Raw genomic sequence first — 14,529 nt, 5'->3', positions numbered from 1 at the left:
CATGGCGAGCAATCCGACCGCAAACCCGGCCGCTCCAGGCCGCGATCTGAAAGCGGCCTTCAAGGAGGCCGGCTTCGCCGCCCTGGTCACCTTCGGCCTCTGCATCCCGATCATCGCCTGGGGCACGCGCCAGAACCTGGACAATGTCCTGGTGCTCGACCCGCGCTGGGACGCCGTCGCCTGGGCCGTCGCCATCGTCTTCGTCGGCCGCTTCCTGGTCGCGCTGCGCAAGCAGGGCCAGCAGCAGGGCAAGGCGGCGATGCGCATCCTGCCCGAGGGTACCACCGCCTTCTTCCAGCGCCATTCGCGCGTCTTCTCGCTGTTCGGGCTGGGCTTCCTCGTCACGTTCCCTGTGATCGCGATCGGGCTCGCCGGCTGGGGCGGCGCGCTGAAATGGATCGATAATTTCGGTGTCCAGATCCTGATCTACGTCATGCTCGGATGGGGCCTGAACATCGTCGTCGGCCTCGCCGGCCTGCTCGATCTCGGCTACGTCGCCTTTTACGCCGTCGGCGCCTATTCCTACGCGCTGCTGGCCAAGAACTTCGGCCTGTCCTTCTGGCTGCTGCTGCCACTCGCCGGCATCCTCGCCGCCTTCTGGGGCATGCTGCTCGGCTTCCCCGTGCTGCGCCTGCGCGGAGACTATCTCGCGATCGTGACGCTGGCCTTCGGCGAGATCATCCGCCTCGTCCTGATCAACTGGACCGAATTCTCGAACGGCTATGCCGGTATTTCCGGCATTCCGCGCCCGACCTTCTTCGGCATTCCCTTCACGGCGGCGGATGACGGTTTCGCCGCCGTTTTCGGCCTGGAGTTCACGCCGCTCTACCGAACGATCTTCCTCTACTATCTCATCCTGTGCCTGGCGCTCCTGACGGCGGTCGTGACGTTGCGCCTGCGCCGCCTGCCCGTCGGGCGCGCCTGGGAAGCCTTGCGCGAGGACGAGATCGCCTGCCGTTCGCTCGGCATCAACACCACCAACACCAAGCTCACCGCCTTCTCGATCGGCGCCATGTTCGGCGGCTTCGCCGGGGCCTTCTTCTCGGCGCGTCAGGGTTTCATCTCGCCTGAATCCTTCGTCTTCATGGAATCGGCCGTCATCCTCGCCATCGTCGTGCTCGGCGGCATGGGTTCGCTCTGGGGCTGCGCCATCGCCGCGATCGCGATGATCGGCGGCACCGAGCTGCTGCGCGAGCTCGAGTGGATGAAGCAGATCTTCGGCAACGACTTCGATCCGACGAAGTACCGCATGCTGATCTTCGGCTTCGCCATGGTGGTGATCATGATCTGGAAGCCGCGCGGCCTGATCTCGACCCGCGAGCCCACCGCCTTCCTCAAGGAGAAGAAGGCGATCTCCTCCGATCTCGTCCAGGAGGGGCACGGCTGATGGCCACGACAGCTCCCCACCTGACGCCGCAGGGCCGCGCCCTGCTCGAAGTCGAGCAGGTCACCATGCGCTTCGGCGGCCTCACCGCCGTCAACGCCCTCTCCTTCCAGGCCCGCAAGGGCGAGATCACCGCGCTGATCGGCCCCAACGGCGCCGGCAAGACCACCGTCTTCAACTGCATCACCGGCTTCTACAAGCCGACGCAGGGCATGGTCTCGCTCAACCATGACGACGGCACGAGCTACCTGCTCGAGCGCATGCCGGACTTCCGCATCTCCTGGAAGGCCAAGGTCGCCCGCACCTTCCAGAACATCCGCCTCTTCGGCGGCATGACCGTGCTGGAGAACCTGCTCGTCGCCCAGCACAACCCCCTGATGGCGGCCTCGGGCTTCACCTTCCTCGGCGTGCTCGGCATCGGCGGCTACAAGGACCGCGAGAAGGAGGCGATCGAGAAGGCCGAGTTCTGGCTCGACAAGATCAACCTGACCCATCGCGCCGACGATCCCGCCGCCGACCTGCCCTATGGCGACCAGCGCCGGCTGGAGATCGCACGCGCCATGTGCACCGACCCGGTCCTGCTCTGCCTCGACGAGCCGGCCGCGGGCCTCAACCCGCGCGAGAGCCTCGACCTCAACACGCTGCTGCTCTCGATCCGCAAGGACCTCGGCACGGCGCTGCTGCTGATCGAGCACGACATGTCTGTCGTCATGGAAATCTCGGACCATGTCGTGGTCCTCGACTACGGGACCAAGATCGCCGACGGCACGCCGGCCGAGATTCAGGCCGACCCGAAGGTCATCGCCGCCTATCTCGGCGTCGATGACGAGGAGGTCGAAGAGGTCGAAGCGGAGGTCGGCATCTCGTGACTCAAGCCCAGCCTCTTCTGGCCGTCCGCGGCGTCAAGACCTATTACGGCAAGATCATCGCGTTGAAGGGCGTCGATATCGACGTCAATCCCGGCGAGATCGTCACCATGATCGGCGCCAACGGCGCCGGCAAATCCACGCTGATGATGACGATCTTCGGCAATCCGCAGGCCCGCGAAGGCTCGATCACCTACGAGGGCCGCGACATCACGCGGATGCCGAGCCACGAGATCGCGAGACTGGGTATTGCTCAATCCCCGGAAGGAAGACGCATCTTCCCGCGCATGACGGTGTTCGAGAACCTGCAGATGGGCGCCGCCGTCCGCAAGTTCGAGCATTTCGACGAGGATCTCGAAAAGATCTGCGTGCTCTTCCCGCGCATCAGGGAGCGCCTGCAGCAGCGCGGCGGCACGCTCTCGGGCGGCGAACAGCAGATGGTCGCCATCGCCCGCGCGCTGATGGCCCGTCCCAAGCTCCTGCTGCTCGACGAGCCTTCGCTCGGCCTCGCGCCGCTGATCGTGAAGCAGATCTTCGAGGCGATCCGCGAGCTCAACCGGACACAAGGGTTGACCGTCTTCCTGGTCGAGCAGAACGCCTTCCATGCCCTGAAGCTCGCCCATCGCGGCTACGTGATGGTCAACGGCGTCATCACCATGAGCGGCACCGGCAAGGACCTGCTCGCCGACCCGCAGGTGCGGGCAGCCTATCTCGAAGGCGGGAGGCACTGACGATGCAGGGCATCCTCTACGAAGAACCGACGATCTGGCTGTTCCTCCTGGTGACGGTCGTGATGGGCGGCTGGCTCGCCTGGATGGCCGGGCGTGCCATCGCGCTGACCTGGCGGTCGCAATGGCAGCTCGTCGTCTACATGCTGGCGCTGGGCCTGTTCGTGCGCTTCATCCATTTCGCGCTGTTCGAGGCGACGCTGCTGACGGTCCATTACTACATCGTCGACACGATCGTTCTGGTCGCTTTCGGCTATGCCGGCTGGCGCTACACCCGCGCCAAGCAGATGACGCGGCAATATCACTGGCTGTTCGAGCCCGCCGGCCCCTTCGGCTGGAAACCGCGGGCCGGCGCCGAAATACGACCCGAGTTGCTCTAAAAGCTAACGAGCTTGTCGCGTGACAGACCATCGGAAAAGCGCAAGACTGCGGCTCACGGTGGCCATCACGCGCCGAGACGGGCGGCCCGTCCAGCCCGTTGATCAATCAATACAGGGGAGTTGCATCACATGAAGAAACTGCTGTTGGGCGGCATTGCGCTCGGCGCGGTCCTTGCCTTCTCCGGCATGGCCAACGCGCAGATCAAGCTCGGTGTCGGCGGCCCGATCACCGGCCCCAACGCCGCGTTCGGCGCGCAGCTCAAGAACGGCGCCGAGCAGGCCGTCGAGGATATCAACGCCGCCGGCGGCGTCCTCGGCCAGAAGATCACGATCTCGCTCGGCGACGACGTCTCCGATCCGAAGCAGGGCGTCTCGGTCGCCAACAAGTTCGTCGGCGACGGCGTGAAATGGGTGCTCGGCCACTTCAACTCCGGCGTCACCATGCCGGCTTCCGAGGTCTATGCCGAGAACGGCATCCTGATGATCTCGCCTTCGGCCACGAACCCGAAGATCACCGAGCGCGGTCTGTGGAACACCTTCCGCACCTGCGGCCGTGACGACCAGCAGGGCAGCGTCGCCTCGGCCTATCTGCTGAAGAACTTCAAGGACAAGAAGATCGCCGTCGTCCACGACAAGACGACCTATGGCCAGGGCCTCGCCGACGAGACCAAGAAGGGCCTCAACGCCGGCGGCGTCAAGGAAGTGCTCTACGAAGGCATCAATGCCGGCGAGAAGGACTTCTCGGCGCTCGTCTCGAAGATCAAGGCCTCCGGTGCCGACTACCTCTACTGGGGCGGCCTGCACACCGAAGGCGGCCTGATCGTGCGCCAGATGCGCGACCAGGGCCTGAAGACGGTCCTCGTCTCGGGTGACGGCATCACCACCGACGAGTTCGCCACGATCGGCGGCCCCGGCGTCGAAGGCACGCTGATGACCTTCCCGCCGGACCCGCAGAAGCGCCCGGAGGCGGCCGCCGTCGTCAAGAAGTTCGCTGCCAAGAACTTCAAGCCGGAAGCCTACACGCTCTACAGCTACGCCGCCGTCCAGATCATGGCCGAAGGCGCCAAGCGCGCGAATTCGGTCGACCCCAAGAAGATCGCGGCGGCGCTGCATGGCGGCCAGCCGGTCAAGACCGTGATCGGCGATATCGGCTTCGACAAGAAGGGCGACATCACCCGTCCGGACTACACCGTCTACACCTGGAAGAAGGGTGCCGACGGCAAGATCACCTATGTCGAGAACTGATCTCGGCGGCTGATCTTACGTCCTGAATCAAAGAGCCCGCTCCGGAGCCATCCGGAGCGGGCTTTTCGTTGGACGGAAGCGGCCGTGGTTTTGTCCGTAACGGCCAATGACCGCAATGGGTCGGGAGCGGACGGCAGCGTTAGAGATTTAGTGCGACGCATGCCGGCGTGTCGCACTTCATGCTTCCCACAAGCGGCGCCCGGTATTCATAGGTAACGGTTCCTCCGCAAATCGGGCAGGGAGCCTGCGAGACGAAGCGTTGGTGCGCACGTTCGCGTTCGAATTGCGTCTGCAGTTCATAGACAGGCACCATCAGTGCATTGAAACGTTGGAGAAAATCCGGGTTCTGCAACGAGCCGGGTGACGCCTTCATCTCAGCTGCGAAGTTGTCCCAACGCGCCTTTAGGTTTTCGCTCATTTGACCTGCTTCGACAGCGGCCGCCTACAGCCGAACAGCGCGCCCGCGACCAGAGTTATTCCTGAGGCCGTAGGCAAGAAGGCGTGAAAGGTCATTGATCCAAAAGAGGCCCCGGGAACAGCCAGAAAGGATCCAGCAGCGCCAATCCAGAATTGAGCCAGGCCGAGCAGAAAACACCAAACTCGGATGATTGCTGATCTCATTTCGCCTCACACAATTCTCCCACGACTACCGGCAGGGCTGAACGTCTGCAACGGGTCGGAGACGGAAACTGGCAGTTGCTTGCCTTTAAGAAGTGCGCCATCAACGATGTTAAATCAAAGAGGGCGGATCGTCGGGATGATACATCACACGCGGCGTAGGTTGGGGGCAGTTTTGGCGGGCACGGTTCTGAGCCTCTCACCTATTGCGATAATCCATGCAGCTGAATCCAAGCCCATTAAGGCGCTCTTCGAAGAAGCAGTGCGGCAGGTTGAAGGCGAGCTCGGAAGAGGAATTTCAATTCGGCCAATAGTCATCAGCGCTCAAAGTCAAAGCATTGGGTTCTTCGGGCTTTCTGTAGTGAGTATGACTGCTGGCCAGGACAATGCGGGGTTGAAGTTCATATCAGCTGATAGGCGCGACGCGAATGATGTGGAATGGAAGGAGGCCGTCGCGATCTTAGTTGCATTTGCTGCGCCTGACGTCTCGGTTAGGGAGAAGCAGGCCGCGCTTGCGGAACTACTAGACGCCAGAACCAGAGGCAGGGGGCTGGCCAAGCAAATTTCAAACTCATGGATCATGGCGGGTGGCAATCCTCAAGAAGGTGAGACTTGGCTCGCCTTTCAAAGCGGTGTGACGCTCAACGGCAGAAAGCTCGTTCAACCGCCTCCGATGCCGTCGCCGCGCCAAGACGGTCGTTGAGGAGAAATGACGGCTACGGGTCGTAAGCAGCCCCGCTCAGGTGTACGCCACCCAGCCACGAAAGGCGAAGCCCGTATAGAACAGGCTCACCCCGCTGAACCCTGCATCGCGCAGCAAATGCTCGTCCTCCTCCGGCGCAAGGATCGGCAGGCGCTCGCCGATCGCCGCCGCGGCCTTCCGCGCCTGCTCCGGGTCGAGGCCCGACGCCGCCGCGAAGGCGGCATAGCGCGACAGCCAGAGATCGCGCTCGCCCGCGCCCTGCGGAAAGCTGAAATGCGCGACGGCGAAGGCCGCACCGGGCTTCAGCCGCCGGCGCACTTCGCGCAACGTGCGCAGGCGCTCCTCGCGCGCGACGAAATGCAGGGTGAGGATGCAGGCAGCGCCGTCGAAAGGCCCTTCGGGCGCGCTGTCGATGAAGCCGTGATGGAGTTCGGCGCGCGCGGCTAGCGGGCCGAGCGTCCGCCGCGCGAGGTCGAGCATCTCCGCCGAGGGATCGACGCCGTCGAAGCGCCAGCCCGGCTGAGCTAAGGCAAACGCCCGGATTTCGAGCCCGCCGCCCGCGCCGAGCACCAGTATCCGCGCATCGTCGGGCGCCCGCTCCGCGAGGAGCAGCCCCGCCATGCGCTGGAGATCGGCGAATCCGGGAACCAGCCGCGGCGGCCCTTCGGCATAGCGCGAGACGGCTTGCGGATCGGAGAATGCGTCCATCCTGGAAGCGTCCGTTTTCGTGGCAGGCTGGCGCGGACCGCTATTGACTCAATCTCTGCGGAACCACGCTCAAGCTCTTGAGAAAGCCCGCGAAACGCAGCAGCCCGTCAGGCCAGGGGCCATGCCCGGATTCGCTGTTGAGATGGCCGCTATCGCCGGCATCGACGAATTCCGAGCCCCAGGCCTCGGCGAGCGCCCTGGCCTCATCCTGCGTGCAATAGGGATCGGTCGCGCTGCTGATCAGCACCGAGGGAAACGGCAATGTCTCGCGGCGATGCGCGATGAAATCCGGCCCCATGCCGGGCACCGCGCCCTTCGCCTTCTCGGAGGCCGGCGCGACCAGGAAGGCGCCGGCGACCTCGCCGGGATGCAGGTGTTCGGCGGCAAACGCGATCGCGCTGCAGCCGGCCGAATGCCCGACGAGCACGACGGGGCGCGTCGCGCTGCGCACGGCCTTGACGATCTCATCGGCCCAGACATGGCGGGAGGGCTTGTACCAATCCGCCTGCTCGATGCGGCGCGCGGTCTTGAGCCGGGTCTCCCAGCGGCTCTGCCAATGGTCGGGCCCGGAGCCCGACCAGCCGGGAACGATGAGGATATCGACGTCGGAGGATTTCATGATGGGTCAGTAGAGCTGTCTTCCCGTGCGCGCTGCAGCGTGAAACGCTGCTGCGCAGACACGGGACCGTCTCACGAAGAAGCGCCTTTCCGTCATGCGGTCCCGCATCTGCGCAGCAGCACTGGCGTGCTGCGGCGCGTGCGGGATGACGAACCGGCCATCAAAATAAGTCGGCCCACCGATCGCTTCAAGCGTCGCCGAAGACCCGGCGGAAGATCGTGTCGACATGCTTGAAGTGATAGCCCTCATCGAACATCGCCTTGAGTTCGGAAGCGGAGAGCTTCTCGGCGACGTCCTTGTCGGCCATCAGGTTGGTCAGGAAGTCCTCGCCATGCTCCCAGGTGCGCATTGCGTTGCGCTGGACCATGGCGTAGCTGTCCTCGCGGCTGGCGCCGGCCTGGGTGAGCGCGAGCAGCACGCGCTGCGAATTGTGCAACCCGCCGAGCCGGTCCAGGTTCTTGCGCATGTTCTGCGGATAGACCAGCAGCTTGTCGACGACGCCGGTGAGCCGCGCCAAGGCGAAATCGAGCGTCACGGTCGCGTCGGGGCCGATCATGCGCTCGACGGACGAATGCGAGATGTCGCGCTCGTGCCAGAGCGCCACGTTCTCCAGCGCCGGCGTGACCATGCCGCGCACGAGGCGGGACAGCCCGGTCAGGTTCTCGGTCAGTACCGGATTGCGCTTGTGCGGCATCGCCGAGGAGCCCTTCTGGCCCGGCGAGAAATACTCTTCCGCCTCGTAGACCTCGGTGCGCTGCAGATGGCGGATCTCGGTCGCGAGCCGCTCGATGCAGGAAGCGACGACGCCGAGCGTCGCGAAATACATCGCGTGGCGGTCGCGCGGGATCACCTGGGTCGAGACCGGCTCGACGGCGAGCCCCATCTTCTCGGCGACATAGGCTTCGACCTGCGGGTCGATATTGGCGAAGGTGCCGACGGCGCCGGAGATCGCGCAGGTCGCGATCTCGGCGCGGGCCGCGACGAGGCGGGCGCGGCAACGGTCGAACTCGGCATAGGCCTGCGCGAGCTTGAGCCCGAAGGTCACCGGCTCGGCATGGATGCCGTGCGAGCGGCCGATCGTCGGGGTCAGCTTGTGCTCGAAGGCGCGGCGCTTGATCGCGGCCAGCAGCGCATCGACATCGGCGATCAGGAGATCGGTGGCGCGCGCGAGCTGGACCGAAAGCGTGGTGTCGAGAATGTCCGACGAGGTCATGCCCTGGTGGACGAAGCGCGCCTCCGGCCCGACGATCTCGGCCAGATGCGTCAGGAAGGCGATGACGTCATGCTTGGTGACGCGCTCGATCTCGTCGATGCGTGCGACGTCGAATACGGCATCCCTGGCCTTAGCCCAGATCGTCGCGGCCGCCTCCTTCGGCACGACGCCGAGCTCGGCGAGCTTGTCGGTCGCATGCGCCTCGATCTCGAACCAGATGCGGAAGCGGGTCTGCGGCTCCCAGATGGCGACCATCTCGGGGCGGGAATAGCGCGGGATCATGCTCGTTTCAGCCTCTGCACCGCCGTCATGCTCGCCCTTGTGGCGAGCATCCACGACTTGAACACCGCCCTCGATCCGCCGAGACGTGGATGGTCGGGACAAGCCCGACCATGACGGCAGGCGCCGAAAACGGCAATCATCTCAAACCCACGACCCGCGCGCGGCTTCGGCCGCCCCACGGATCGCCTCGATATTGCCGGCATAGGCCGAAGGCCCGCCCTTGAACACGGCGGAGCCGGCGACCAGCGTATCGGCGCCGGCCTTGACGACCAGCGGCGCGGTCTCGGGCGTTACCCCGCCGTCGATCTCGAGCGCGATCGGCCGGTCGCCGATCAGCGCCTTCACCTGCGCGACCTTCTCGACGACCGAGCGGATGAAGCTCTGCCCGCCGAAGCCGGGATTGACGGTCATCAGCAGGATGAGATCGACATCCTCGATCAGGGCTTCGGCCGCGCTCGCCGGCGTGCCGGGATTCAGCACGATGCCGGCCTGCTTGCCCTGCGCCTTGATCGACTGCAGCGTGCGGTGCGGATGCGGGCCCGCCTCGACATGGAAGGAGATCAGGTCGGCCCCGGCCTTGGCGAAGGCTTCGACATAGGGGTCGACGGGCGCGATCATCAGATGCACGTCGAAGAACTTGCTGGTGTGCGGGCGGATCGCCTTTAGCACATCGGGGCCGAAGGTGATGTTCGGCACGAAATGCCCGTCCATCACGTCGCAATGGATCCAGTCGGCACCGGCAGCGTCGATCGCGCGCACCTCCTCGCCGAGCTTGGCGAAATCGGCCGAGAGGATCGAGGGGGCGATGCGGATGGGGCTGCTCATGGCCGCGGGTTTAGCGCCCCGAGCCGCCTGCCGCAATCGCGAAACCGGGCCGATACAACCGCGTCATGCTCGGGCTTGACCCGAGCATCTCATGACACGGAGGCTCCGGCGCCTCCTCCTGCAAGAGGTTCTCGGGTCAAGCCCGAGAATGACGCTCTGAATATTCAGGCGCTCCGCCCCTGTCGCATCGCCACCGGAAAGGACAGCCTGCGGTCCGCTTCCGCCATCTCCGCCACCACCTGCACGAAGGCCGGACGCAACTTGAGCCGCGCATACCACTCCGCCAGCCCCGGATAGCCGTCAAGCGATGGCCCGCCGAGGCGGCGGATGAAGAGCATGCTCATGAACAGCGCGATATCGGCCACCGAAAGCCGGCCGCCGAAGAACGGGCGCCCGGCCAGCTTCTGCTCCAGCACGTCGTAATGGCGCAGCAGCCCCTCCTCGGCGATCAGAGCGTCGGCCTCCTGCGCGATGCGGCGGTCGCGATCCGGCGAAGGCGGCTCCGTGCGATGCATCAGGGGCTTCAGCGCCTGGAACAGGATCTCGTCGCCATAAAGCTCGTCGAGCCTGCAACGAGCGCGATCGACCGGCGTATCCGGCAGCAGCTTCGGCTCGGGATAGGCCTCGTCGAGATATTCGTTGATCACGGTCGAATCGTAGAGCACGAGCCCGCAATCGGTCAGCACCGGCACCTGCCGCTTCGGGTTGAGCGCCAGCACCTCCGGATGCCGCGGATCATAGCCGGTCGTCTGGTTGAACGGCACCACGACGCGCTGGAAGGCGAGGCCCTTCTCGGCCAGCGCGATCTCGACCTTGCGCGAGAACAGGCTCAGCGGCCCGGAATAGAGGGTGATCATGGCGCGGCTCTCCTGCGGCGGGAAAAGCCTCGCAAGCCCCTGCGTCAACGACCGTCAGCAGCCTCCCGGCGGCGAATCCGGGCCGCGATTCCGCCGAGCAGCCAGGGCAGCAGGTAGATCGGGAACTGCGCCAGCGCGAAATAGAGGAAGGTGGTCGGCGAGACCCCAGCTCCCAGCGCCGCGACCAGAAGGCCCATGTTCCGCTGCCCGGTGCCGTAGCCGATCATGAACCGCTCGGAGCGCGGCAGCAGCCGCAGCGCCAGCCAGCTCGACACCAATCCGGCTGCCGAGACCGCAAAGACGCATCCCAGTACGAACAGCACGAGACCGGGATTGTCGAGCGCGGCCTTGGTCACGCCGTCCATCGCCGCGATGGCGAAGATGAAATACATCAGCACGCCGAAGCCATCGAGATTGGCCTTCATCGCCTTGATCCGGGCGAGCCCCAGCCAGAGCCGGATCGCGGTCGCCACCGTCATGCCGCCGCCGATGAAGATCAGCAGGCGCAGCGTCAGCGCCCAGCGGTCGAGCGGCACCGCGGCGCCTGCCAGCAATTCGACGAGGATCGGCGCGACGACCGGGCTGACGATCGTGGTCAGGATGACGCTGGCGATGATCAGCGAGGGCTCGAACCCGTAGAGGATCGCGACCGCCGGCGAGGACATGATCGGCGGCGCCGCGCCCATGATCGCAAGCCCGAGCACGATACCGGGATCGAGGTTCTCGCGCCCGACCAGCAGCAGCGCCCCGCCGATCAGCAGCACCGGCCCGGCGATCAGCCAGGCACAGCTCGCGGCGAGCTTGGCCGGGCGCCGGAGCAGCCCGAGCGTCACGCTCATGTCGAGCCGCATGAACACGACCGTGGTGAAGCAGAAGATCGTGATCGGCAGCGCCGGCCGCGCCATCGCCGAGAATTGCGGCAGCGCGAGACCGAGGAAGATCGAGAGCGCGAAGCCTTGCGTGCCATGGCGGCCGAGCCACGCGAGCGCGGCAGCGAGAAAGGCGGCGGGATGCATCGACTGGGCTCTGGAATCGCTGGCGAAACAGACGCAGACTGACTGACCGTGCGCGCAGCGTCACCTGCCGGGAAAGCAGGCCGGTCCTGCGCCGGCATAAAATTGCGCAGATTTTCACCAATCATCGGCCCTGACAGGCCTCATCACGATGTTGGCGCAGAAATTGCGAAAGATCAGCCCGTTCCGCGCAAAATCCGGTCGCGCCGCTGACAAGTCGGCGCAAACCGGTATTTTCACGGAAAAGGGGTTGGCAGGAGCAGGTCATGAAGGTGGATACGATCGTTCTCGGCGCCGGTGTCGTCGGCATCTCGGTCGCGCTTCATCTCCAGAAGGCCGGGCGCGCCACCTTGCTGGTCGACCGGCGCGCGCCGGGCGAGGAAACCAGCTACGGCAATGCCGGCCTGATCCAGCGCGAGGGCGTCTACCCCTACGGCTTCCCGCATGATTTCGGTGCGCTCATCCGCTACGCGATGAACAACACGATCGACGCGCACTACCATTGGAGCGCGATCCCGAAGCTCGCGCCGTTCCTGTTCTCCTACTGGATGCATTCGCGCGCCTCCCATCACGAGGCGATCGCGCATAAATACGCCAAGCTGATCGAGCACTGCGTCACCGAGCATGACGCGCTCGCGCAGGAGGCCGGCGCCACCAGCCTGCTGCGCCGCGACGGCTGGATGAAGGTGTTCCGCACCGAGAAGGAGCGCGACACCCGCCTCGCCGAGGCCGCCCGCTGGAACCGCGATTTCGGCCTGAACTACCGCGCGCTCGACATCGCGACCCTCAAGGCCGAGGAGCCGCATCTCGATCATTCTAGCCTGATCGGCGGCCTGCACTGGACCGACCCGACCACCGTCGTCGATCCGCTCGGCCTGTCCAAGGCCTATGTCGCGCTGTTCGAGAAGCTCGGCGGTCAGCTTGCCATCGGCGATGCCGGCACGCTCCAGCAGAACGGGGCCGGCTGGACCGTCACCCTCGCCGACGGCACCACGGCCGAGGCCAAGGATGTCGTCGTCGCGCTCGGCCCCTGGGCCGATGTGCTCAGCAGGAAGCTCGGCTATCACCTGCCGCTCGCGGTCAAGCGCGGCTACCACATGCATTACAAGCCGCAGGGCAACGCCGTGCTCAACCATCCGGTGCTCGACACCGAGCGCGGCTATTTCCTGGCGCCGATGCTGCAGGGCATCCGCCTGACCACCGGCGCCGAATTCGCCGATCGCGACGCGCCGAAAACACCGGTCCAGCTCGCCCGCGCCGAGCCGATCGCGAAGCAGCTCTTCCCACTCGGCGAGCGCGTCGATGCCGAGCCCTGGCTCGGCCGGCGCCCCTGCACCCCGGACATGATGCCGATCATCGGCCCGGCGCCGAAGCACAAGGGCCTCTGGTTCTCCTTCGGCCACGCCCATCACGGCCTGACGCTCGCCGCCGTCACCGGCCGCATGATCGCGGAAATGGTCACCGGCCAGAAGGTCTTCGTCGATCCGGCGCCCTTCGCTCCGGCGCGCTTTTCATAAAGCGATTGTCATCCCGTGCGCGCCGCAGCATGCAACGCTGCTGCGCAGACACGGGACCGTCATCAGAAATAGGCGCCTTCTCGTCACGCGATCCCGCATCTGCGCAGCAGCACTGCGTGCCGCAGCGCGTGCGGGATGACACCTTGACGCACGGGATGACACCTTTACGTGCGGGATGACCGACCTGCGTCCCGCCCCCTCGCCTCCCGGCGCGCTCCCTGCCACGATCCGGCTCCCGATTCCCGACCGAGACCTCGCCATGGCCCTCGCCAAACCGCCCGTCCAGGACAATGCCTACGCCGCCGCGCTCGCTTTGCTCGATCGCGTCCCGCTGATCGACGGCCATAACGACCTGCCCTATGTCATCCGCAAGGATGCGAAGGCGAAGGGCGATGTCGCCACCTACGGCCTCGACAAGGTCCATGCCGAGGGCGACACCGACATCCCGCGCATGCAGGCCGGCAAGATGGCGGCACAGTTCTTCGCGGCCTATGTCCCGCCGAAACAGGCCAATCCCGCCGGCTTCGCCCTCGCCCAGATCGCGCTGATGCGCGACATCCTCAAGCGCCATGCCGACGTCTTCCGCCCCGGCCTCTCCGCTGCCGATGTCGAGGCCGCCAAGGCCGAAGGGCGCATCGCCCTGTTCATGACGATCGAGAACGGCTCGGCGGTCGATGGCGAGCTCGACGCGCTCGACGCCTATTACGATCTCGGCGTGCGCCTGATGACGCTCTGCCACAACGACACCACCGACTGGTGCGATTCCGCCACCGACGCGCCGCGCCACAATGGCCTCACCGCCTTCGGCAAGGATGTGCTGCGGCGCATGAACAGGCTCGGCATGGTCATCGACCTCGCCCATGTCGCGCCGAAGGTGATGCATGACGCGCTCGACGTCTCCAGCGCCCCGCTGGTCTGGTCGCATTCCAATGCCTTCACGCTCTGCGACCACCCGCGCAACGTCCCCGACGACGTGCTCGACCGCGTCGCCGGCAATGGCGGCGTGGTAATGGCGACCTTCGTGCCGGACTTCATCAGCCAGGCCTCGCGCGACTGGCATCGACCGGCCAAGGACCAGTACGGCAAGAGCCCTGAAGGCGTCGACCATGACAAGGTCGAGGCCGAGATCGCCGCCAAGTCCGGTCCGCGCCCGAAGGCGACGCTCCCTGAGTACTGCGACCATGTCGAGTATCTCGCCAAACGCATCGGCCACGACCATGTCGGCATCGGCTCGGACTTTTTCGGCTGGATCAATCCGGACGGGCTTGAGGACACCACGACCTTCCCCTCGGTGATCGCCGAGCTGATCCGCCGTGGCTGGTCGGAGGAGAACCTCGCCAAGCTCGCCGGCGGCAACATGCTGCGCGTATTGCGGGCGGTGGAGAAGGCGGCGGGCTGACGAACTCAGGGATCGTCATGGTCGGGCTTGTCCCGACCATCCACGTCTTTGCTTGTCGGACGCGGGATCAAGACGTGGATGCTCGCCACGAGGGCGAGCATGACGTATGAGCTAGCCCGACGCCCGGTCATCCGGGCGCGATGTCAGCCTCATCGCAAAGACAAGACCCGAT

The 14,529-nt window shown here is 65.5% G+C and carries 15 protein-coding genes; 8 read left to right on the top strand and 7 right to left on the bottom strand.

What is annotated here, in order from left to right:
- Position 1: 1 nt before the first annotated feature.
- The 5 genes from livM (at position 2) to OCUBac02_RS10875 (ending at position 4,603) form a co-directional block, all read left to right on the top strand.
- A complete protein-coding gene (gene livM, locus OCUBac02_RS10895; protein WP_047580303.1) occupies positions 2 to 1,387 on the top strand; it encodes a high-affinity branched-chain amino acid ABC transporter permease LivM in 1,386 nt (461 codons plus the stop codon).
- A complete protein-coding gene (locus OCUBac02_RS10890; protein WP_173045567.1) occupies positions 1,387 to 2,253 on the top strand; it encodes an ABC transporter ATP-binding protein in 867 nt (288 codons plus the stop codon). Before livM ends, OCUBac02_RS10890 begins: the two co-directional genes overlap by 1 nt.
- Positions 2,250 to 2,981, top strand: coding sequence for an ABC transporter ATP-binding protein (locus OCUBac02_RS10885; RefSeq protein WP_173045565.1), 732 nt, complete (start codon positions 2,250 to 2,252; stop codon positions 2,979 to 2,981). The genes OCUBac02_RS10890 and OCUBac02_RS10885 overlap by 4 nt, the downstream gene beginning before the upstream one ends.
- Before the next feature lie 2 nt (positions 2,982 to 2,983).
- Positions 2,984 to 3,358, top strand: a complete 375-nt coding sequence (locus OCUBac02_RS10880) for a DUF6867 family protein (RefSeq protein ID WP_047580301.1) — start codon at positions 2,984 to 2,986, stop codon at positions 3,356 to 3,358.
- Between the two features lie 129 nt (positions 3,359 to 3,487).
- Entirely contained in the window at positions 3,488 to 4,603 is a 1,116-nt protein-coding gene (locus OCUBac02_RS10875; protein ID WP_047580300.1) for a branched-chain amino acid ABC transporter substrate-binding protein, read from the top strand.
- Between the two features lie 139 nt (positions 4,604 to 4,742).
- Here OCUBac02_RS10875 and OCUBac02_RS10870 read toward each other — a convergent pair whose 3' ends face one another.
- The gene (locus OCUBac02_RS10870) at positions 4,743 to 5,021 is read right to left on the bottom strand and encodes a hypothetical protein (protein WP_173045563.1); all 279 of its coding nucleotides are present in this window, start codon (positions 5,019 to 5,021) and stop codon (positions 4,743 to 4,745) included.
- A 375-nt stretch (positions 5,022 to 5,396) separates the two neighbouring features.
- Between OCUBac02_RS10870 and OCUBac02_RS10865 the strand changes: the two genes are divergently transcribed.
- A complete protein-coding gene (locus OCUBac02_RS10865; protein WP_173045561.1) occupies positions 5,397 to 5,924 on the top strand; it encodes a hypothetical protein in 528 nt (175 codons plus the stop codon).
- A 36-nt stretch (positions 5,925 to 5,960) separates the two neighbouring features.
- Here the strand turns inward: OCUBac02_RS10865 and OCUBac02_RS10860 are convergent, their stop codons facing one another.
- The 6 genes from OCUBac02_RS10860 to OCUBac02_RS10835 form a co-directional block, all read right to left on the bottom strand.
- The gene (locus OCUBac02_RS10860; protein WP_173045560.1) at positions 5,961 to 6,632 is read right to left on the bottom strand and encodes a class I SAM-dependent methyltransferase; all 672 of its coding nucleotides are present in this window, start codon (positions 6,630 to 6,632) and stop codon (positions 5,961 to 5,963) included.
- A 40-nt stretch (positions 6,633 to 6,672) separates the two neighbouring features.
- Positions 6,673 to 7,251, bottom strand: a complete 579-nt coding sequence (locus OCUBac02_RS10855) for an RBBP9/YdeN family alpha/beta hydrolase (protein ID WP_173045558.1) — start codon at positions 7,249 to 7,251, stop codon at positions 6,673 to 6,675.
- Between the two features lie 187 nt (positions 7,252 to 7,438).
- Positions 7,439 to 8,746: an adenylosuccinate lyase gene (gene purB, locus OCUBac02_RS10850; RefSeq protein ID WP_173049498.1), complete on the bottom strand. Its 1,308-nt coding sequence runs from the start codon at positions 8,744 to 8,746 to the stop codon at positions 7,439 to 7,441.
- A gap of 141 nt (positions 8,747 to 8,887) precedes the next feature.
- A complete protein-coding gene (gene rpe, locus OCUBac02_RS10845; protein WP_173045556.1) occupies positions 8,888 to 9,571 on the bottom strand; it encodes a ribulose-phosphate 3-epimerase in 684 nt (227 codons plus the stop codon).
- A gap of 164 nt (positions 9,572 to 9,735) precedes the next feature.
- On the bottom strand, positions 9,736 to 10,428 hold the full coding sequence (locus OCUBac02_RS10840; protein ID WP_244639160.1) for a glutathione S-transferase family protein: 693 nt from the start codon (positions 10,426 to 10,428) through the stop codon (positions 9,736 to 9,738).
- Between the two features lie 44 nt (positions 10,429 to 10,472).
- Positions 10,473 to 11,444 (bottom strand): hypothetical protein, encoded by a 972-nt coding sequence (locus OCUBac02_RS10835; protein ID WP_173045554.1) that lies wholly within the window; start codon positions 11,442 to 11,444, stop codon positions 10,473 to 10,475.
- 263 nt (positions 11,445 to 11,707) lie between these two features.
- Between OCUBac02_RS10835 and OCUBac02_RS10830 the strand changes: the two genes are divergently transcribed.
- On the top strand, positions 11,708 to 12,958 hold the full coding sequence (locus tag OCUBac02_RS10830; RefSeq protein ID WP_173045552.1) for an NAD(P)/FAD-dependent oxidoreductase: 1,251 nt from the start codon (positions 11,708 to 11,710) through the stop codon (positions 12,956 to 12,958).
- A gap of 259 nt (positions 12,959 to 13,217) precedes the next feature.
- Positions 13,218 to 14,357, top strand: coding sequence for a dipeptidase (locus OCUBac02_RS10825; protein ID WP_173045550.1), 1,140 nt, complete (start codon positions 13,218 to 13,220; stop codon positions 14,355 to 14,357).
- The last annotated feature ends 172 nt before the right edge of the window (positions 14,358 to 14,529 follow it).

Origin of the sequence: Bosea sp. ANAM02, from assembly GCF_011764485.1 — a bacterium.
Lineage (GTDB): Bacteria > Pseudomonadota > Alphaproteobacteria > Rhizobiales > Beijerinckiaceae > Allobosea.
Note: the sequence above shows the minus strand (reverse complement) of the source record. Positions and strands in the feature narration are given on the sequence as shown.